This is a genomic window from Microbacterium sp. EF45047 (assembly GCF_028472845.1).
GTDB classification, from domain to species: Bacteria; Actinomycetota; Actinomycetes; order Actinomycetales; family Microbacteriaceae; genus Microbacterium; species Microbacterium neungamense.
In genome coordinates this window covers 1,958,437-1,976,517 of record NZ_CP069429.1, presented here as the reverse complement: position 1 = coordinate 1,976,517, position 18,081 = coordinate 1,958,437, and the positions used below count along the sequence as shown (strand labels likewise).

20 protein-coding genes, 1 tRNA gene and 1 riboswitch are annotated in these 18,081 nt (G+C 71.6%); of the genes, 8 read left to right on the top strand and 13 right to left on the bottom strand.

Annotated elements, in window-relative coordinates:
• Window positions 1-120: 120 nt before the first annotated feature.
• The 4 genes from JRG78_RS09610 to JRG78_RS09595 form a co-directional block, all read right to left on the bottom strand.
• Complete coding sequence (locus JRG78_RS09610; protein ID WP_259606461.1) at window positions 121-408, bottom strand: WXG100 family type VII secretion target; 288 nt, start codon at window positions 406-408, stop codon at window positions 121-123.
• A 141-nt stretch (window positions 409-549) separates the two neighbouring features.
• Window positions 550-2,247 (bottom strand): sensor histidine kinase, encoded by a 1,698-nt coding sequence (locus JRG78_RS09605; protein WP_259606460.1) that lies wholly within the window; start codon window positions 2,245-2,247, stop codon window positions 550-552.
• Between the two features lie 16 nt (window positions 2,248-2,263).
• Window positions 2,264-2,950 carry a response regulator transcription factor gene (locus tag JRG78_RS09600; RefSeq protein WP_259606459.1) on the bottom strand — a complete coding sequence of 229 codons (687 nt, stop codon included), beginning with the start codon at window positions 2,948-2,950 and terminating at the stop codon, window positions 2,264-2,266.
• Between the two features lie 55 nt (window positions 2,951-3,005).
• Window positions 3,006-3,557 (bottom strand): TetR/AcrR family transcriptional regulator, encoded by a 552-nt coding sequence (locus tag JRG78_RS09595; protein ID WP_259606458.1) that lies wholly within the window; start codon window positions 3,555-3,557, stop codon window positions 3,006-3,008.
• 96 nt (window positions 3,558-3,653) lie between these two features.
• On the opposite strand from JRG78_RS09595, the gene JRG78_RS09590 reads away from it, so the two are divergent.
• Entirely contained in the window at window positions 3,654-4,550 is an 897-nt protein-coding gene (locus JRG78_RS09590) for an alpha/beta fold hydrolase (protein WP_259606457.1), read from the top strand.
• A gap of 95 nt (window positions 4,551-4,645) precedes the next feature.
• Here the strand turns inward: JRG78_RS09590 and JRG78_RS09585 are convergent, their stop codons facing one another.
• Genes JRG78_RS09585 through JRG78_RS09575 form a run of 3 tightly spaced genes read right to left on the bottom strand, consistent with a single transcriptional unit; the run spans window position 4,646 to window position 8,315 of the window.
• Complete coding sequence (locus JRG78_RS09585; protein WP_259606456.1) at window positions 4,646-6,286, bottom strand: DNA repair helicase XPB; 1,641 nt, start codon at window positions 6,284-6,286, stop codon at window positions 4,646-4,648.
• Window positions 6,287-6,325: 39 nt separating this feature from the next.
• Window positions 6,326-8,020, bottom strand: coding sequence for a helicase-associated domain-containing protein (locus tag JRG78_RS09580; protein ID WP_272653341.1), 1,695 nt, complete (start codon window positions 8,018-8,020; stop codon window positions 6,326-6,328).
• Window positions 8,021-8,027: 7 nt separating this feature from the next.
• Complete coding sequence (locus tag JRG78_RS09575; protein WP_259606454.1) at window positions 8,028-8,315, bottom strand: multidrug ABC transporter ATPase; 288 nt, start codon at window positions 8,313-8,315, stop codon at window positions 8,028-8,030.
• A gap of 102 nt (window positions 8,316-8,417) precedes the next feature.
• Here JRG78_RS09575 and JRG78_RS09570 point away from each other — a divergent pair, with 102 nt between their 5' ends.
• Window positions 8,418-8,798 carry a cold-shock protein gene (locus JRG78_RS09570; protein ID WP_272653340.1) on the top strand — a complete coding sequence of 127 codons (381 nt, stop codon included), beginning with the start codon at window positions 8,418-8,420 and terminating at the stop codon, window positions 8,796-8,798.
• Window positions 8,782-9,471 carry a DUF3027 domain-containing protein gene (locus JRG78_RS09565; protein WP_272653339.1) on the top strand — a complete coding sequence of 230 codons (690 nt, stop codon included), beginning with the start codon at window positions 8,782-8,784 and terminating at the stop codon, window positions 9,469-9,471. Before JRG78_RS09570 ends, JRG78_RS09565 begins: the two co-directional genes overlap by 17 nt.
• A gap of 52 nt (window positions 9,472-9,523) precedes the next feature.
• On the opposite strand, the gene serC is transcribed toward JRG78_RS09565, so the two are convergent.
• Window positions 9,524-10,636 (bottom strand): phosphoserine transaminase, encoded by a 1,113-nt coding sequence (gene serC, locus JRG78_RS09560; protein WP_272653338.1) that lies wholly within the window; start codon window positions 10,634-10,636, stop codon window positions 9,524-9,526.
• 99 nt (window positions 10,637-10,735) lie between these two features.
• Here serC and JRG78_RS09555 point away from each other — a divergent pair, with 99 nt between their 5' ends.
• From JRG78_RS09555 to JRG78_RS09545, 3 genes are all read left to right on the top strand, one after another.
• Window positions 10,736-11,437 (top strand): metal-dependent transcriptional regulator, encoded by a 702-nt coding sequence (locus JRG78_RS09555; RefSeq protein WP_259606450.1) that lies wholly within the window; start codon window positions 10,736-10,738, stop codon window positions 11,435-11,437.
• 339 nt (window positions 11,438-11,776) lie between these two features.
• A complete protein-coding gene (locus JRG78_RS09550) occupies window positions 11,777-12,502 on the top strand; it encodes a M23 family metallopeptidase (protein ID WP_259606449.1) in 726 nt (241 codons plus the stop codon).
• A 310-nt stretch (window positions 12,503-12,812) separates the two neighbouring features.
• Window positions 12,813-13,310 carry an HNH endonuclease gene (locus JRG78_RS09545; RefSeq protein ID WP_259606448.1) on the top strand — a complete coding sequence of 166 codons (498 nt, stop codon included), beginning with the start codon at window positions 12,813-12,815 and terminating at the stop codon, window positions 13,308-13,310.
• Window positions 13,311-13,483: 173 nt separating this feature from the next.
• On the opposite strand, the gene JRG78_RS09540 is transcribed toward JRG78_RS09545, so the two are convergent.
• From JRG78_RS09540 to JRG78_RS09525, 4 genes are all read right to left on the bottom strand, one after another.
• Window positions 13,484-13,557: transfer RNA gene (locus JRG78_RS09540), tRNA-Arg, on the bottom strand.
• Between the two features lie 68 nt (window positions 13,558-13,625).
• Window positions 13,626-13,970, bottom strand: a complete 345-nt coding sequence (locus tag JRG78_RS09535; protein WP_259606447.1) for a histone-like nucleoid-structuring protein Lsr2 — start codon at window positions 13,968-13,970, stop codon at window positions 13,626-13,628.
• Window positions 13,971-14,009: 39 nt separating this feature from the next.
• Window positions 14,010-14,336: a DMT family transporter gene (locus JRG78_RS09530; RefSeq protein WP_259606446.1), complete on the bottom strand. Its 327-nt coding sequence runs from the start codon at window positions 14,334-14,336 to the stop codon at window positions 14,010-14,012.
• A 13-nt stretch (window positions 14,337-14,349) separates the two neighbouring features.
• Window positions 14,350-14,416, bottom strand: a riboswitch (guanidine-III (ykkC-III) riboswitch).
• Between the two features lie 28 nt (window positions 14,417-14,444).
• Window positions 14,445-15,293, bottom strand: coding sequence for a LuxR C-terminal-related transcriptional regulator (locus JRG78_RS09525; RefSeq protein ID WP_259606445.1), 849 nt, complete (start codon window positions 15,291-15,293; stop codon window positions 14,445-14,447).
• Window positions 15,294-15,426: 133 nt separating this feature from the next.
• Between JRG78_RS09525 and JRG78_RS09520 the strand changes: the two genes are divergently transcribed.
• Both JRG78_RS09520 and JRG78_RS09515 read left to right on the top strand, forming a co-directional pair.
• Complete coding sequence (locus JRG78_RS09520) at window positions 15,427-15,759, top strand: DUF485 domain-containing protein (protein ID WP_259606444.1); 333 nt, start codon at window positions 15,427-15,429, stop codon at window positions 15,757-15,759.
• Window positions 15,756-17,375 carry a solute symporter family protein gene (locus JRG78_RS09515; RefSeq protein ID WP_259606443.1) on the top strand — a complete coding sequence of 540 codons (1,620 nt, stop codon included), beginning with the start codon at window positions 15,756-15,758 and terminating at the stop codon, window positions 17,373-17,375. The genes JRG78_RS09520 and JRG78_RS09515 overlap by 4 nt, the downstream gene beginning before the upstream one ends.
• Before the next feature lie 71 nt (window positions 17,376-17,446).
• On the opposite strand, the gene JRG78_RS09510 is transcribed toward JRG78_RS09515, so the two are convergent.
• Window positions 17,447-17,995 (bottom strand): methylated-DNA--[protein]-cysteine S-methyltransferase, encoded by a 549-nt coding sequence (locus JRG78_RS09510; RefSeq protein ID WP_259606442.1) that lies wholly within the window; start codon window positions 17,993-17,995, stop codon window positions 17,447-17,449.
• Window positions 17,996-18,081: the final 86 nt, after the last annotated feature.

The following is an 18,081-nucleotide window of genomic DNA, read 5'->3' as shown; positions in this document are numbered from 1 at the left end:
AGCGAGTTCCGGTCCGGAGGGCCGGAACGAGCCGAAACCCACGATCTGACGATCTGACGTCCGTCTGCGACACAGCGCCCCCGGCTCCGGCCGGGGGCGCTTTGCGTTCCGCCAGGGGGGTCAGCGGAACAGGCTGGCCGAGTACTGGTCGGCTTCGGCGTACTGCATCGCCGCCGTGGCGAGGGCGCCGCCGATGGACCCGAGCACCTGCTCGACGTGCAGCTGCGCCGCGCGCCACTGCTCGCTGCACTCCTGGAACGCGGCGGAGGCCGGGCCGGTCCACGCGGACTGCAGCTGGGTGAGCTGCGACATCAGCGTGCCGGATTCGGTCTGCAGGCGGGACATCGTGCCGAGGACGGCGCCGTGCGCGGCATCGACGGCGTCGGTGTCGACGGTGAAGACGGTCATTGGGGACTCCTCTCGACGGGTCTCCGACGCTACGCGGCGAGCCCGCGCCGCGAGGGCGTGTTCCCGGCCGCTGTGCAGAACTCGCCGAAAGGCATCCGCTGTGGAGGAGGAGCCGAGAGTTCCCGCCTGAGCCCGCCGCCGTCAGAGCTCCAGCCGGTCGAGCGGCTGCGTCTCCTCGAGAAGATGCTCGGGCGTCGCCTGCGGCGGGGCCAGCGGCAGCGCCACCGTGAACGTCGCGCCGCCGCCGGGCGTCTCGTCCACCGTGACCGACCCGTTCAGGGCATCCACGATCGAGGCCACGATCGCGAGCCCCAGACCCGCGCCCCCGGTCTCCCGCGCCCGCGAGGTGTCGGCGCGCCAGAAGCGCTCGAAGATGTGCTCCCGGATCTGCGGCGGGATGCCCTCGCCGTGATCCACCACCGCGATCGTGCCCACGCCGCGCCGTCGATCCGCGCCCACGACGATCTCGATCGGGCTGTCGTCCGGCGAGAACCGGCGGGCGTTGCCGAGCAGGTTCGTCACCACCTGGCGCACCTTGTTGTCCTCGCCGAGCACGATCGGGGGTGTGCGCACCGGGGCATCCGTCGTCTCCGTGAAATCGATCGACGGCACCTCCGGCGCGGGGCGCGGGCGGCGCCGCAGCCGCGACAGCGCCACGCCGGGACGGGGGCGCGGCGCCGGCGGCGCGTCCTGGATCGGGATCGGGGCCGTGGTCGCCGGCGGCGCATCCCCGGCGGTGGTGTCGATCACGGTGACGGTGCGCCCGGGGGATGCCACCCGCACGTCGAGCGCGGCGTCCCGGGCGATCGGCCGCAGATCCAGCGGCTCGATCCGGATCTCGCGTTCGCGCTCCTCGTCGAGGCGCGCCAGGGCGAGGAGGTCCTCGACGAGCACGCCCATCCGGATCGCCTCCTTCTCGATCCGCTCCATCGCCCGGGCGGTGTCCTCCTCGCCGCGGATCGCGCCCATCCGGTACAGCTCGGCGTAGCCGCGCACGCTCACCAGCGGGGTGCGCAGTTCGTGGCTGGCGTCGCCGATGAAGCGCCGCATGTTCTGGACGGTGCGGTCGCGCTGCGCGAGGGAGCGGTCGACGCGATCCAGCATGGTGTTGATCGCGGCGTTCAGTCGGCCGACCTCGGTGCTCGGCTCCAGGTCGGTGAGGCGCTGGCTGAAGTCGCCGGCGGCGATGGCCATGGCGGTCGCCTCGACGTGCCCGAGCCTCCGGAAGGTGAGGGTGACCAGTCCGCGGATGAGCAGGGCCGCGAGGAGGATGGTGACCAGCGCGACGGTCGTGTACACCCCGAAGTAGGTGGCGATGATCCGGTCGGCCTCCTCGAGGGGGAGGGCGACGAACTGGATGTAGTACGCGCCGGGGCCCTCGTCCACGAAGACCGCCCCGTGGTACGCGGCGCCGTCCTCGCTCTCCAGCGGGATCGGGGCGCGGTCCTCGAGGGCGTGCGCGGCTTCGAGGGTGAGCGTGCGCGGGAACACCGGGCCGTCGGATGCCCCGGACCCGCCGCCCCGCGCCAGCAGCGTGCCGTTCGCCCCGTACACGGCGAACACGTAGTCGGAGGATCGGGGCGCGGTCTCCTTCGGCGTGAAGACGAGGGTGCCGCCCTCCGACGCGATGTCGAACCACCGCTCGGCGATGCCGCTCTTGGCGAGATCCGGCAGCTGCGCGTCGATGTTGCTGATCAGCGCGTTGCGCAGGATGGGGACCGTGCCGATGCCGGCGACGACCAGCCCCAGAGCCAGGACGGCGACGGTGACGCCGGTGACCTTCGCCCTCAGGCTGATCCGCCGCCACCAGCTGGTGACCGCGTCGGGCTTGTGCGCCATGCGGCCCCCTCGCCGGCTACTTGCCGACCTTGAGCATGTAGCCGAAGCCGCGCTTGGTCTGGATCACCGACTCCTCGGTGTGCGGGTCGATCTTGCGGCGCAGGTAGGAGATGTAGCTCTCCACGATGCCGGCGTCGCCGTTGAAGTCGTACTCCCAGACGTGGTCGAGGATCTGCGCCTTCGACAGCACCCGGTTGGGGTTCAGCATGAGGTACTTGAGCAGCTTGAACTCGGTCGGGCTGAGCTCGATCGGCGTCTTGCCGACGTACACGTCGTGCGTGTCCTGGTCCATCGACAGCTCGCCGGCGCGGATCACCGACTCCTCGTCGGCCTGCATGGTGCGGCGCAGGATCGCCTGCGCGCGGGCGACGATCTCGTCGAGCGCGAACGGCTTGGTGACGTAGTCGTCGCCGCCGGCGTTCAGGCCCTCGATCTTGTCCTGGGTGTCGTCCTTGGCGGTGAGGAAGAGGATCGGCGCCGTGAAGCCGGCGCCGCGCAGGCGCTTGGTCACGCTGAAGCCGTTCATGTCGGGCAGCATCACGTCGAGGATGATGAGGTCGGGCTCCTCCTCGAGCACGGCCGAGATGGTGGCCGCGCCGTTCGCGACCGTCTTCACCTGGAATCCGGCGAAGCTGAGACCCGTGGACAGCAGGTCGCGGATGTTGGGTTCGTCATCGACGACCAGGATGCGCGCATCAGTCATGTCCCCATTATGGTGATCCGGGCCATGCGGCGGCTGATTGTGCGCGGATCGGCGGTCAGGCCGCGGGCCCGTGCACGGCGGCGGCGACGGCGAGGGTGACGGATGCCGCGATGGGCGCGTCGGGGTCGACCGTGAGCCGGTGCAGGAGCAGCCCGTCGCACGCGGCCATCAGCATCGGCGCGCGCTCGGCCGCGGCGGGGCCGCCGATCGCGCCGAGAAGCGACCGCGTCCACTCCTCGAAGATGCGCCGCTGACGGCGCAGGGGTGTGACGGCCTCGTCGTCGACGGCCTCGAGGAACAGTGCGTACCGGGCGCGGGTGCGGGCGGCTCTCGGCCCGGACTCGATCTCCATCGCGGTGACGAGCATGTCGACCAGCGCCTGCTCGGTCTCGATCGGGGCGGGGAAGCCGCCCTCGGCCCGCTCGCTCTCCGCGATCCAGTCGATCACGCCGGCGAGCAGGGCGGCGCGCGTGCGGAAGTGGTTCGACGTGGACCCCGGGGGGAGTCCGGCGGCGGCGTCCACTCGGGCGTGGGTGAGGGCGCGGACGCCCTCGGTGCCGACAAGGTCGACGGCGGCATCCAGGGCGCGGTCGCGGGTGGTGCTCATGACGTCATACTACAGACGTAGTGACAAACTACTATGAACGTAGTAGATTGGGCGCATGGCTGGGGCGGCCTGCTCGCATCGAGGGAGAGGCTCATCATGGACACGCCCGCATCGCACACCGCCGGCACGACGACGTGGTCGCCGCCGCTGCCGGATGCCCCGGGTTTCGAGCACCGGATGGTGGACACACCCGGTCTGCGGACCCACATCGCGACGATCGGCACCGGCGACCCGGTGCTGATGCTGCACGGCTTCCCGCAGCACTGGTGGCAGTGGCGGCGGATCGGGCCGCGGCTCGCCGCCGCGGGGTACCGCGTGATCTGCCCGGACCTGCGCGGCTCCGGATGGACCGAGGCCGACGAGCAGGGCTACCGGCGCGAGACGATGCTGCACGACGTCGTCGCCCTGCTCGACGCGCTCGGCCTGCCGCGCGTCCGCGTGGTCAGCCACGACCTGGGGTCCGTGGTCGCGGGGCAGCTCGCGTACGCGCACGCGGAGCGGGTGCGCTCGGCGGTGCAGCTGTCCGTGCCGCCGGGATTCATGATCTTCACCCCGAAGCTGCTTCCCGCCTTCCGTCACATGCCGCGGATGTTGCGGCACCGCGAGGGCGCCTCCCTGCGCTGGGTGTTCGGAGGTCCGTGGACCGCGACGCCGATGACCGACGAGACGATCGACGGGTACCTCCGGGTGCACAGCCGGCCCGAGGTCAGCCGCGCCGTGAGAGCGCTGTACCGCGGAATGGTCATCCCGGAGGTCATGCGGCTCTCCCGTGGCGACTACAAGCGGATGCGGCTGCATCCGCCCACTCTCGCCGCCTTCGGCCGTGAGGACGGGCCGTTCCGGGAGGAGATCGTCCGGCGGATCTGCCGCGAGGCCGACCGTCGTGCCGACCGCTTCGAGCTGGCTTTCGTCGAGGGGGCCGCGCACTTCATGACCGACGACGCCCCCGACGAGGTGGCCGAATTGATCCTGGACTGGTTCCGTCGCAGCTGACCTCCCTCACTTCCCGGCACATTGTGTCGCGATCTGCGGGTTGAGGCCTGGGGGACTGGCACCTGGTGACACAATGTGGCGTTCCGGGTGGGTGGTCAGGCGGCGAGGGCGTCGGCGTCCATGATGGTGTAGCTGTAGCCCTGCTCGGCGAGGAAGCGCTGCCGGTTCTGGGCGTAGTCCTGGTCGACGGTGTCGCGGGCGATCAGCGTGTAGAAGCTCGCGGTGTGTCCGGACTGCTTCGGCCGCAGCAGCCGCCCCAGCCGCTGCGCCTCCTCCTGCCGCGACCCGAACGAGCCGGACACCTGGATCGCGACGGACGCCTCCGGCAGGTCGATCGAGAAGTTCGCGACCTTCGACACCACCAGCAGCGAGATCTCGCCCTCGCGGAACTGCCGGTACAGCTCCTCCCGCTCGTCCACCGGCGTCGCCCCGGTGATCTGCGGCGCATTCAGCGACTCGGACAGGGTGTCCAGCTGGTCGAGGTACTGGCCGATCACGAGGATGCGCTCGCCGGGGTGCTTCGCGATCAGGTCGCGCACGGCCTTGATCTTGGCAGGGGCGGATGCCGCGAGCCGGTACCGCTCCTCGTCGGTCGCCGCCGCGTACTCGAGCCGGTCGCCCGGCGGCAGGTCGACGCGCACCTCGTAGCAGGCGGCGGGGGAGATGAACCCCTGCGCCTCGATCTGCTTCCACGGCGCGTCGAACCGCTTGGGCCCGATCAGGCTGAACACGTCACCCTCCCGGCCGTCCTCCCGCACCAGGGTCGCGGTCAGCCCGATCCGGCGCCGCGCCTGCAGGTCGGCGGTGAGCTTGAACACCGGCGCCGGCAGCAGGTGCACCTCGTCGTACACGATGAGGCCCCAGTCCATGGCGTCCAGCAGGGCGAGGTGCGCGTACTGGCCCTTCCGCTTGGCGGTGAGGATCTGGTACGTCGCGATGGTGACCGGCTTGACCTCCTTGGCCTGGCCGGAGTACTCGCCGATCTCCTCGGGCGTGAGCGAGGTCCGCTTGAGCAGCTCGTCGCGCCACTGCCGGGCCGAGACGGTGTTCGTCACCAGGATCAGCGTGGTCGTCTTCGTGTTCGCCATGGCGCCGGCGCCGACGATGGTCTTCCCCGCACCGCACGGCAGCACCACGACCCCGGAGCCGTCCTTCGCGAACGCCTCCACCGCCTCGCGCTGGTACGGACGCATCTGCCAGCCGTCCTCGGCCAGCTCGATCTCGTGCGGCGTGCCCGGCGTGTAGCCGGCCAGGTCCTCCGCCGGCCAGCCGATCTTCAGCAGCTCCTGCTTGATCTGGCCCCGGGCCCAGGCGTCCACCACGTAGGCATCCGGCGAGGGGTGCCCGATCAGCAGCGGCTGGATGCGCTTGTTGCCGGCCACCTGCGTGAGCACGGCCGGGTCGCTGGAGCGCAGGATCAGCCGGCCCTCCTCGTCGCGCTCGATCACGAGCCGGCCGTAGCGGTTCACGGTCTCGCGCAGATCGACCGCCACCGACGGCGGGACCGGGAAGCGCGACCAGCGCTCCAGGGTCTCCAGCATGTCCTCCGCGGTGTGCCCGGCGGCCCGTGCGTTCCACAGGCCCAGACGCGTGATCCGGTAGGTGTGGATGTGCTCGGGTGCGCGCTCCAGCTCCGCGAAGATCGCCAGCTCGTGCCGGGCCGTCTCGGCGTCGGCGTGCGCCACCTCGAGCAGGACGGTGCGATCGCTCTGCACGATCAAAGGGCCATCAGACATAGCAGACCAGTCTACCGCCGCCCCCGCCGGCCGGACCGTTCAGCCCTCCAGCACGCGCACCGAGCGGATGCTGCGCACCGGCAGGGTGCGCTCGACGTCGGCGGTGCGGTCGCGGCCGCGCAGGCGGCCGCCGCCGAGGCCGGATGCCTCGAGCGCCAGCTCCCGGCTGGAGCCGTCCGGCATGGCGACCTCGACGAGCACGACCGCCCGGGCACGGACGGCCGCCTCGAGCTCCCGGTCGAGCCACGCCGCATCGGCATCCGGACCCTGATGCGCGCGCAGCCGGGCGATCAGCGGCGCATAGGACGCGGCGGCGGCCGGATGCTCGTCCGCCATGCGCCGGCGCGCCGGGGGGATCGCGGCCCCGTCCCCGCCGACGAGAGTGGCGGGGTAGCGCGCGTCGGCGAGCGCCCAGGCGACGGTGTCGGCGCCCACCCGGGAGACGAGCACCTCGCCGTCGCGGACCAGGCCGAGCGGTCGCAGCGCGCGGTCGACCTCGATCGCCTGCAGCAGGTGCGCGTCGGTGCTGGAGACCACGGTGCCGCGGGCCGGGTCGGCCGTCACGCGGACCAGGCCGTGCCGCTGCGCCGTCTGCGCCACCAGGTAGGACAGCGGCTGCGGCAGGCCGGTCAGCGACAGTCCGGTGAGGAAGTCCAGGATGCTCTGCCCGGTCTCACCGTCCGCGAGGGCGCGGGCGATCGACTCGGCGGTGAACCGGTAGGAGGAGGCCTGCGCGGCGTCGTGCTCGGTCATCGCCCGCAGCCGGTTGTCCAGCGCCGGCAGCAGCGGTCCGGGCGCGATCGCGGTGAGGTCGTTCTGCAGGAAGACCCGGTCCACCTCCGAGGGCAGCAGGGTGGCGAGCGGCTCGGCATCGGCCGGCTCGCCGCGCCGCAGGGGTGTCGCCCAGGCCGGTTCGCCGCCGTCGTCGGCCGAGAGCCCCAGCAGGGCGGCCCGGTTGCGCAGCGCCGCGACCGCCGCGGGCCATCCCGGATCCCAGGGGTGGGCGTCGTCCCAGGCCGCGACCGGAATCCAGCCGGCGCCGGTGCGGATGCCGCGCGGCAGGCTCTCCCGGAACGCCTCGGCGAGCAGGGCCCAGCGGCGCCGGAACGGGGAGTCCAGCCAGTCGCCGGCGGCGGGGGTGATGCGCAGCTCCCGGTCGACGGGGCGGGCGAGGTCCGCGGTCACGGCCAGGGCGCGCAGCTCGTCGAGCACCTCGGCATCCATCCCGCCTTCGGCGAGCCGGCGTCGCTCACCGGCGCCGAGGGCGCCGGATGCGACGAGGGTGAGCGGGGCGGTGCGGGCGCTCAGCAGCAGGTCGGCGAGGCCCCGCACGGTCTGGAAGGCGCGCTCGGCCGCGCGTGCCGCCGCCTCGGCGGACGCGGGCGCGGCCTCCGCGGCGACCGGCGCCGGCGGCACGTCCCGCTGCTCCGCGATCGCGGCGACAGGGGGCGGGACGCGGCCGTCGTCGTCCATCAGCGCGAGGGCGTGCAGGCCCGGCGAGGGATCGCCCGCGCTGCCGTCGCGCGCGGCGCGCACCAGGGCCTCCGCCTCGTCGCGGGTGAGCGTGCACAGCGCCCGCTCCACCGAGGCGGTGTCGAGCAGCGCTTCGGCGGCATCGAAGAAGTCCTGCCATGGGGCATCCGCCCGCACGCCGCGAGCGTGGAACAGCTCTGCGAGCCACGCGTCGTCGGCTGCGGCGAGCCGGACGGCGAGCGGACGCGCGTAGGTGCTCATCGGCCGCTCAGGAGCGCGAGGACGCGCGCCCCTTCCGGATGAAGCTCATGACGAGCAGGGCGATGATCATCACGAAGGCGAGCGGCAGCCCGTACATGGGCACGGCCGCGACCACGGGCCAGGCGCCGGTGCCGAACGCCTGCTGGTCCATCCCGGCGGCCGTGCCGATGATGATCGCGAAGAAGCAGACGATCGACAGCGCGGCGACGCCCAGTGCCCCGAACGCGAGGAAGCGGTCGATCCCGCGGACCGGGACGTCGCGGTCGGCGTCGGGGCCGTCATGCTCAGTGCTCATCCGTCTCAGCGTATCGCCTGCGCGCCGGGGCCGGACCGGTAGGCTGGAGGGGTCGCGCCGCCGCGCGACGTTCTTCCATACCGTTCACAGCGAGGTTCTCCCATGCCCACCGGCAAGGTCAGGTTCTACGACGAGGAGAAGGGGTTCGGCTTCATCGCCAGCGATGACGGCCAGGACGTCTTCCTGCACGCCTCTGCCCTTCCCGCGGGTGTCACCGTGAAGAAGAACACCCGCGTGGAGTTCGGACTCGCCGACGGCCGCCGCGGCCCGCAGGCGCTCTCCGTGCGCGTGCTCGACGCGCCGCCCAGCCTGGCCAAGGCGCATCGCAAGCCGGCGGACGACATGGCCGTCATCGTCGAGGACCTCGTGAAGCTCCTCGACAGCATCGGCGGCGATCTGCGCCGCGGTCGCTACCCGTCGCCCAGCCACGGCCGCAAGGTCGCGGCCGTGCTCCGCAAGGTCGCCGATGAGCTCGACGCCTGACGAGCTGGCGGCCGCCACCCGCGACCTCGCCCTCGCCGCCCTGCAGGAGATCACCCCGGCCTCGACGATCGGCCCGGCGGCCGGTCACGTGGTGGAGGCGGACGGCGCGGTGTCCCTGCGGTTCCAGAACCGCCTGCCCGGCTACCCGGGATGGTTCTGGACGGTCACCGTCGCGCAGGTGGAGGGCGCCGAGCCGACCGTGCTCGAGGTGGAGCTGCTGCCCGGCGACGGCGCGCTGCTCGCCCCCGAGTGGGTGCCGTGGGCGGAGCGCCTCGCGGAGTACCGCGCGCACCAGGCCGAGCTCGCCGAGCAGGCGGCCGCGGCCTCGGCGGATGCCGGGGAGGGGGATGCCGACGCGCTGCTGGACGCCGCCCTCGAGGCGGACGGGCTCGACGAGGACGACGACCAGGAGCAGGACATCCTGCACGCCGGCGACCTGGACGGGGTCGACATCGACGAGCTGGACGAGTCCGGCGAGGACGACGACGCCGACGAGGACGAGGCGGACGACGACGAGTCCGACGACGCCGACGACGATGAGTCCGATGAGGACGGGTCCGATGAGGGCGACGACTCGGATGAGGACGACGAGGAAGACGACGAGCCCGAGGGCGACGCCGACGACGAGGAGTCCGAGGACGACGGCGAGGCGTTCCCCGACGAGGAGGAGTGACCGCCGCACGGGCGCGCGGTGACCGCGGCGCCCGCGCCCGGGCATCCGTTCGTCAGCCGGCGGTGCGCTCGAGCACGTAGTCGAGAGCGCGCGTGAGCGTGCGCACGTCGTCCGGCTCGATCGAGACGAACGTCGCGATGCGCAGCTGGTTGCGGCCGAGCTTGCGATAGGGCTCGGTGTCCACGATGCCGTTCGCGCGCAGCTCCTTCGCGACGGCCGCGGCGTCCACGCGCTCGTCGAAGTCGATCGTGACGACGACGGGGGAGCGGTGCGCGGCATCCGTCACGAACGGGGTCGCCACCTCCGAGGCGTCCGCCCAGTCGTAGAGGATGCCGGAGGACTCCGCGGTCCGCGCGGCGGCCCAGCCGAGCCCGCCGTTGTCGAGGATCCAGCCGAGCTGGCTGTCGAGCAGGTGCAGCGTCGCCAGCGCGGGCGTGTTCAGGGTCTGGTTGAGCCGGGAGTTGTCCACCGCGTTCTTCAGGCTGAGGAACTCAGGGATGTAGCGGTCGGATGCCGCGATCCGCTCGATCCGCTCGATGGCGGCCGGGGAGGCGGCGGCGAACCACAGGCCGCCGTCCGAGCCGAGGTTCTTCTGCGGGGCGAAGTAGTACACGTCCGCCTCGGCGATGTCGAGGTCGATCCCGCCGGCGGCGCTGGTCGCGTCGATCACCGTGAGCGCGCCGTCGGCCGCCACCCGGCGGACCGGGGCGGCGACACCGGTGGAGGTCTCGTTGTGCGGCCAGGCGTACACGTCCACGCCCTCCACGGCCTCCGCGTCGGTGCGCGAGCCGGGCTCGGCGTTGCGCACGTCCGGCGCCTCCAGCCACGGAGCCGCGGCGGCCTTGGCGAACTTGCCGCCGAACTCGCCGAACACCAGGTTCTGGCTGCGGCGCTCGATGAGGCCGAACGCGGCGGCGTCCCAGAACGCGGTCGAGCCGCCGTTGCCGAGCAGGATCTCGTAGCCGTCCGGCAGCCGGAACAGCTTCGCGAGGCGCTCGCGCACGCTGCCGACCAGGTTCTTCACCGGGGCCTGACGGTGCGAGGTGCCCAGGAGGCCGGCGCCCGCGGCGACGAGGGCCTCCAGCTGCGCGGGGCGCACCTTGGACGGACCGCATCCGAAGCGTCCGTCGACGGGCAGGAGTTCTCGGGGGATCTCGATCGCCATGGGTCGATTCTAGGGGGAGGGGCTGGGCCGCCCCGCCCGCATGACGCCCCGCGTCATCGCGGGAATGTAGGCTTGCCTAAGAACCACCGGAGGCCTTGCATGACCGACCTGATCGACACCACCGAGATGTATCTCCGCACGATCCTCGAACTGGAGGAGGAGAACATCGTGCCGCTGCGCGCGCGTATCTCGGAGCGTCTCGGGCACTCCGGCCCGACGGTGTCGCAGACCGTCGGACGCATGGAGCGCGACGGTCTCGTCGTCGTCTCCGAGGACCGCCGTCTCGAGCTCACCGAGACCGGACGGCGCAAGGCCGTCGACGTGATGCGCAAGCACCGTCTCGCGGAGCGCCTGCTGTCCGACGTCATCGGGCTGGACTGGGCGTACGTGCACGACGAGGCCTGCCGCTGGGAGCACGTGATGAGCGAGCAGGTCGAGCGCCGACTCGTCGAGCTGCTCGGCCACCCCACGGAGTCGCCGTACGGCAACCCGATCCCCGGGCTGGATCAGCTCGGCGACCTGCCGGCCCGCACCTTCGACGAGGGCGTCGTCGGCCTGGTGCAGAAGCTGAACGAGGCGGGCGGCCCGATCGAGGGCACCGTGCGCCGGCTCGCCGAGCCGGCCCAGGTGGACCCGGAGCTTCTGGAGCAGCTGCGAGACGCCGGCGTGGTCCCCGGCGCGCGCGGCGACTACCGCTACAACGAGGGCTACGTGCTCATCCAGATGGAGGGCAAGGACGAGGGGCTGGAGCTCCCGGTCGAGCTCGCCTCGCACATCTTCCTCGTCGGCGAACCCGCGTGATTCCGCGGCTGCGGGCCGCATCCGGGGGATTGCCAGGTTCGCAGGGTGACAGAATCGTTATCTTCCGGTAACCTCGGACGGGTCGCCGGCGAAGAAGCCCGCCGGTGATGCACGCGAAGATCGCCTCCCTGGCTCGTCGTCTTCGCGAGAAGTTCGCACAACGTGCCCGTGTGACTACGTGCCCGAGAAACGACAGTGCCGACGAGCCAGCGCTGCCCGAGCGCCGAGGCGCAGGAGGAAACCCTTTTGGCCGCAGACATCGACAAGACCGCGACGACAGCAGAACAGAGTTCCCCGGCACGGCGCCGAGCATCCTCGGCCGGCCGGAGTGTGAAGCCGATGCGGACCGTCGCGATCTTCGCGGCCGTCAGCGCGCTCGTCGCCGCCGTGGCGCTCCCCGCCTACGCGGCCACGAAGCCGACCGGTACGGAGGCGACCACGCTGCAGCAGCTGGCCGTCGACGACGCCCAGTCCCTCGTCGTCGCCTCCGAGGCCACCGCCGCGCCGCTGAACCGCGGCAGCTACTCGGCGACCACGCCCGAGGAGATCGAGAAGAAGAAGGCCGAGGAGGCCGCGGCCGCCCGCGCCGCCGCCGCGGCCCAGCTCGCCGCCGCGGGCGCTGACGGCGGACGGGTCAGCGACGCCGACCTCCGCCTGGTGGCCGCCGGCTCCGGCGAGGTCCGCTACCCGCTGCCGGCCGGCTCGTACTACGTCAGCCGCACGCTCAGCAGCGGCCACGACGGCGCCGACATGGTCGCCGACGGCGGCACCCCGATCTTCGCCGCCGCCGGCGGCGTGGTCCGGATCTCCTCCGAGAGCTACTACGGCTACGGCGTCGCCGTCGTGATCGACCACGTGATCGGCGGTCAGCGCGTCTCCACCGTGTACGCGCACATGACCAACGGCACCCGCGCCGTCAGCGCCGGGCAGGTCGTCCAGCCCGGCCAGTTCATCGGCAAGGTGGGCAACACCGGCCGCTCCTACGGCGACCACCTCCACTTCGAGGTGCAGGTCAACGGCTCCCTCGTCGAGCCGATGGGCTGGCTCAGCGCCAACGCCGGCTGAGCCCTCGTCGACACGCCCAGCGCTGTTCACCGGCTGTTCCCGTCCCGGATGCCCCGGGATGGGTTAGCCTGAACGCGTCGTCGTACGAGTGGGAGAAGCCGATGTATCCGATACCGAGCATCCGCACCATGGATGCACTCGGTCGTCTGGTGCTCCGGCATCGCCCGCAGGGCTGCCTCGGTTCCGCCGAGTGTGAAAGGCGCTGTCCGTAGACAGCGCCTTTTCCGTACCTGCGAGCGCTCCTCATCCGCACGGCGTCGTGTGAGTCGAGAGTGCCGGGAAGCCATCCCGGCGGATCGAGAGGATGACGATGCGCACACTGGTCCTGAACGCCGGATACGAGCCGCTCGCGGTCGTGTCGTTCAAGAGAGCCCTGGTCCTGGTCATGAACGACAAGGCCACGGTGATCGAGCACATGGAGGACGACCCCGTCTGGGCCGCCCGCGGCGCCTACGAGCGCCCCGTGGTGATCATCCTCTCGCGCTACGTCCGGGTGCCGAATGCGCGCCGGATGCCGGTCACCCGCCGCGGCGTGCTGCGCCGCGACGACCACCGCTGCGGCTACTGCGGCAAGTCGGCGTCGACGATCGATCACGTGCTGCCGCGGTCGCGCGGAGGCCGCGACACTTGGGAGAACCTCGTCGCCTGCTGCCTGCGCTGCAACAACATCAAGAGCGACCGCACTCCGCAGGAGATGGGCTGGGAGCTGCGCGTCACGCCGCGCCCGCCGCACGGCACCGCCTGGACGGTCCGCGGCGTCGAGCGCAGCGACCCCCGCTGGGAGCCGTACCTGGCCCTCGCGGCCTGAGCCTCCCGCGATGGTGCCCTCGAGTCCTCCATCGGCCCCTCCGCGCGCCGCTCGTCGGAGGCGGATGTCGCGTGGGGAGGGAAGGCGGCGCGCGGAGCCTCCGGCCGATGGGGGCCCGCTGTCGAGGGCTTAGACGATGGAAGGGCCGCCCGTGGGCGGCCCTTTCAACATCGTGCCCCCGACAGGATTCGAACCTGCGACCTGCCCTTTAGGAGAGGGCTGCTCTATCCAGCTGAGCTACGAAGGCGCGCGTCAAGTCTAGTCGTGCGCCGGAAGCCGCCGGAGCGCCGCCGGAGCGCCGCAGGGGGAGCGTGCTCAGTGCGCGGCGCGGTAGGCGTCCACGATCTCGCTGGAGACGCGACCGCGCTCCGAGACCTTGTAGCCGTTCTGCTTCGCCCACTCGCGGATGGCCCCGGCCTCCGCATTGCCGCCCGCACGGCGGCGGGACGTCCCGCCGCGGACCGCGCCGGCCGTCGTCGCACGCCGTCCGGCCTTGATATACGGGGCGAGCGCCTCACGCAGCTCGTCCGCGTGCGCGGTGGTCAGGTCGATCTCGTAAGCGGCGCCGTTGAGCGAGAAATGCACCGTCTCGCCCTCACCGCTTTCCAGAAGAGTTCCATCGATGTCGTCGACGAGCTGATGAACGATTTTGCGAGCCATGGCACAACGCTATTGCGCAAACGGCTCCGACGGCAACATTCAGGCGTGACCGGTGTCGACGAGTTTCAATCCCACGATGCATCCGATCAATCCGGTCAGCAGCAGAATCCGCACCCACGAGATATCCGTCTCGCCCGTGATCATCGCCCAGATCACCGTGAGCGAGGCGCCGATTCCCACCCAGACCGCGTACGCCGTCCCGGTCGGAATGTCGCGCATCGCCCAGGCGAGCCCGAGCATCGAGAGAATGAGCCCCGCGAAGAACACCACGCTCGGCCACAGCCGGGAAAGGCCCTCGGATTTCCCCAGCGCTGTGGCCCACACGGCCTCGAGAACTCCGGAGATGATGAGCACGACCCATGCCATGATTGCGACCCTCCAGGACCAGTCCTTTCGCTCACCGGGTACTGGCCTGCCTCGTCCGGGGCCGCTGCCGGCGGCCGCATCCCAGATTATCCGGGCGGGGTCGGCCGGTCAGGGGAGCAGGCCGAGCCGCCGCGCCCGCGCCACCGCGGCGTGACGAGTGGACGCGTCCAGCTTCGACATCGCCGAGCCGAGATATGCCTTGATCGTCCCCTCGCGCAGCCCGAGCCGCACGGCGATCTCCGCATTGGTGGCGCCCAGCGCCACGCAGGCGAGCACGTCGGTCTCCCGCGGGGACAGCCGCACCGTCGGCACCGGACCGGTCGTCGCCGGGACGACGGGTTCGCCGGCCAGGCCCAGCAGGCGCCGCTCGACCGCTGCGAGCCGCTCCCGAAGCGACTCGTCCGCGATGTCCGCGGCGATGCTGCGCAGCTCGGCGTAGCTCTCGCGCAGCTCCTCGCGCTGCGCGGGGGGCAGCTGCGCGGGGCTGGGCAGCGCGTGCAGGCGCCGGTCGACCTCGTCGCGGATGCCGAGCTCGGTCGCCACCGAGGCCGCGACCTGCATGGCCGGGGCCGTCGCGACGCCGCCCACCTGCCACTCCTCCCACGCCCCGGCGTAGAGCACCCCGCGCGGCCGTCCGCCCACCACGACGGGGATCGCGAGCAGCGTGCGCAGCCCCTCGCCGAGCACGAACATGTCGTAGTCGTGGGTGATCTGCTGGGAGGTCCGGTAGTCGCTGGTCATCCGCGGCCGCAGCTCCATCATCGCCCGGCCGCCGAGGCCGCGCTCCGGCCGCACCCGGAGGCCGTGCAGGCTGGGCGTGCGGTTGCCGACGATCGCGGTCACCGCGACGACGCCGTCCTCGACCAGTCCGCCGAACGTGACGGGGAAGCGCGTGCGACGCGCCAGCTCACGCACCGCGTCGGCGAGGAGCTGCTCCTCGGGGTCGGGTCGGATCATCGTGGTCAACGGATACCAACTTTCGGGGGTGACGGCGCCGTTCCCCTTTTCGTAGCGTCGACCTTATCACCCGCGCGGCGCCGCCGCGCGAGACACGGACATGTGGCAAGGAGGCCTCATGAAGGATCGGGTCATGGGCGATTCCCCGGGAGCGATCGATTACATCGCCGTGGAGGAATCGCCGAAGTTCCAGCACCTGAAGCGGATGCAGCGCTCATTCGTGTTTCCGCTGGCGGTGTTCTTCCTGCTGTGGTATTTCGCATACGTCCTGCTGGCGGCATTCGCCACCGAATTCATGAGCCAGCGGGTCTGGGGGGATATCACCGTCGGGCTGCTCTTCGGGCTCGGGCAGTTCGTCACCACATTCGCCATCACGATGGCGTACGTCTCGTTCGCGAATCGTCGGCTGGATCCCGTCGCGCAGGAGATCCGTGAAGAACTCGAGAATGCGGAGGCGAAGGCATGAGCACCACGATCATCGCCGCGGAGACGGTCCAGAACGACCCCGTCCTCAACATCGCGATCTTCGGCGCATTCGTGGCGGTGACGCTGTTCATCGTCATCCGCGCCAGCCGCAACAACAAGACCGCGGCCGACTACTATGCCGCAGGCCGCTCCTTCAGCGGACCGCAGAACGGCTTCGCGATCGCCGGCGACTACCTGTCCGCGGCATCCTTCCTCGGCATCTGCGGGGCGATCGCCGTGAACGGCTACGACGGGTTCCTGTACTCCATCGGGTTCCTGGTCGCGTGGCTGGTGGCGCTGCTGCTCGTCGCGGAGCTGATGCGCAACACCGGCAAGTTCACCATGGCCGACGTGCTGTCGTTCCGGCTGCAGCAGCGCCCGGTCCGCCTGGCCGCCGCGATCACGACCCTCGCGGTGTGCTTCTTCTACCTGCTCGCGCAGATGTCCGGCGCCGGCGGCCTGGTGTCCCTGCTGCTCGGCATCGACACCCAGATCGGGCAGTCCCTGGTGATCGCCGTGGTCGGCGTGCTGATGATCCTGTACGTCCTCATCGGCGGGATGAAGGGCACCACGTGGGTGCAGATCGTGAAGGCGGTGCTGCTCATCGCGGGCGCCATCGCGATGACGCTGTGGGTGCTCGCGCTGCACGGCTTCAGCCTGAACGCGCTGCTCGGCGCGGCCGTCGAGGCCTCGCCGCAGGGCGAGAAGGTGCTCGGCCCTGGCCTGCAGTACGGCGCGAACCCGCTCGACTTCCTCTCCCTGGGGATGGCGCTCGTGCTCGGCACCGCCGGCCTGCCGCACGTGCTGATGCGCTTCTACACCGTGCCGACGGCCAAGGAGGCGCGGCGGTCGGTGGTGTGGGCGATCTGGCTGATCGGTCTGTTCTACCTGCTCACCCTGGTGCTCGGCTACGGCGCCGGGGCGCTGGTCGGACCGGAGAACATCCTGGCCGCCCCCGGCGGCGTGAACTCCGCGGCGCCGCTGCTGGCCCAGGCCCTCGGCGGCCCGATCCTGCTCGGCTTCATCTCGGCCGTGGCGTTCGCGACGATCCTCGCGGTCGTCGCCGGGCTCACGATCACCGCGGCGGCGTCCTTCGCGCACGACATCTACGCCAACGTGATCAAGCGCGACAAGGACGGCAACCACACCGCCGACCCGAACGGGGAGGTGCGGGTCGCCCGCCGCACGGTGGTCGTGATCGGCATCCTTGCGATCCTCGGCGGCATCGCGGCGCAGGGCCAGAACATCGCGTTCCTGGTGGCACTGGCGTTCGCGGTCGCGGCATCCGCGAACCTGCCGACCATCCTCTACTCGCTGTTCTGGCGCCGGTTCAACACCCGCGGTGCGGTGTGGAGCATGTACGGCGGCCTGATCTCCGCGGTCGGCCTGATCGTCATCTCCCCGGTGTTCTCCGGCGGGGAGAAGTCGATGATCCCCGGCATCGACATCGCGATCTTCCCGCTGAACAACCCGGGCATCATCTCCATCCCGCTCGGCTTCCTGCTGGGCTGGATCGGCACGGTCACCGCCCGGCACACCGAGTCGCGCGCGCTCGCTGCCGAGATGGACGTGCGCTCCCTGACCGGCTTCGGCGCGGAGAAGGCGGTGGAGCACTGATCGTAGCCGATGACGGATGCTGACGCCGGTCCCGATCCGGCGGACGCCCGCACCCGACGGACCCCGGCGGCCTACACGCCGGGGTCCGTCGGGTCACGCCTCGGACCGGCTTCGCGTTCGAGGTCGAGCAGGAAGCGCTTCCGCTCCGGATACGCGCCGTAGTGCCCCGGCGTCCCGTCGGCGCGGATGACGCGGTGCACCGGCACGATGACCGAGAACGGCGTCTCCCGGCAGGCGGTGCCCACCGCGCGCGCGGCCCCGGGGCTGCCCGCGCGCACCGCGACCTCGCCGTAGCTCATCGTCTCGCCCCACGGGATCTCGCACACGGCCTGCAGCGCCGCGCGGGCGAAGCCGTCGACCAGGCGCCAGTCGAAGCGGAGATGATCGTCGAAGCGGATCGGCGCGCCGTCGAAGTACGCATCCAGCAGGTGCGCCAGTTCGTCCGCCGCCCCGGGATCGTGCTCGGGCGCCGAGCCGAGCCGGCGGCTGAACCCCTCCAGCAGCCACGGGACGGTGGGATCCTCCGCCTCGGACAGGTCGAACCCGACGATGCCGTCGTCCGAGAACACGGCCAGCCCGTCGCCGAACGGCGTCGGCACGAAGTCGTAGCGGTACCTCATGCACCCATCCTGGCCCCGGCGCTCCCGCTCCGGCGCGCCGCCGGCCGGGAACGGGGGAGAACCCGCGACGAGGATGCGGCTGTGCA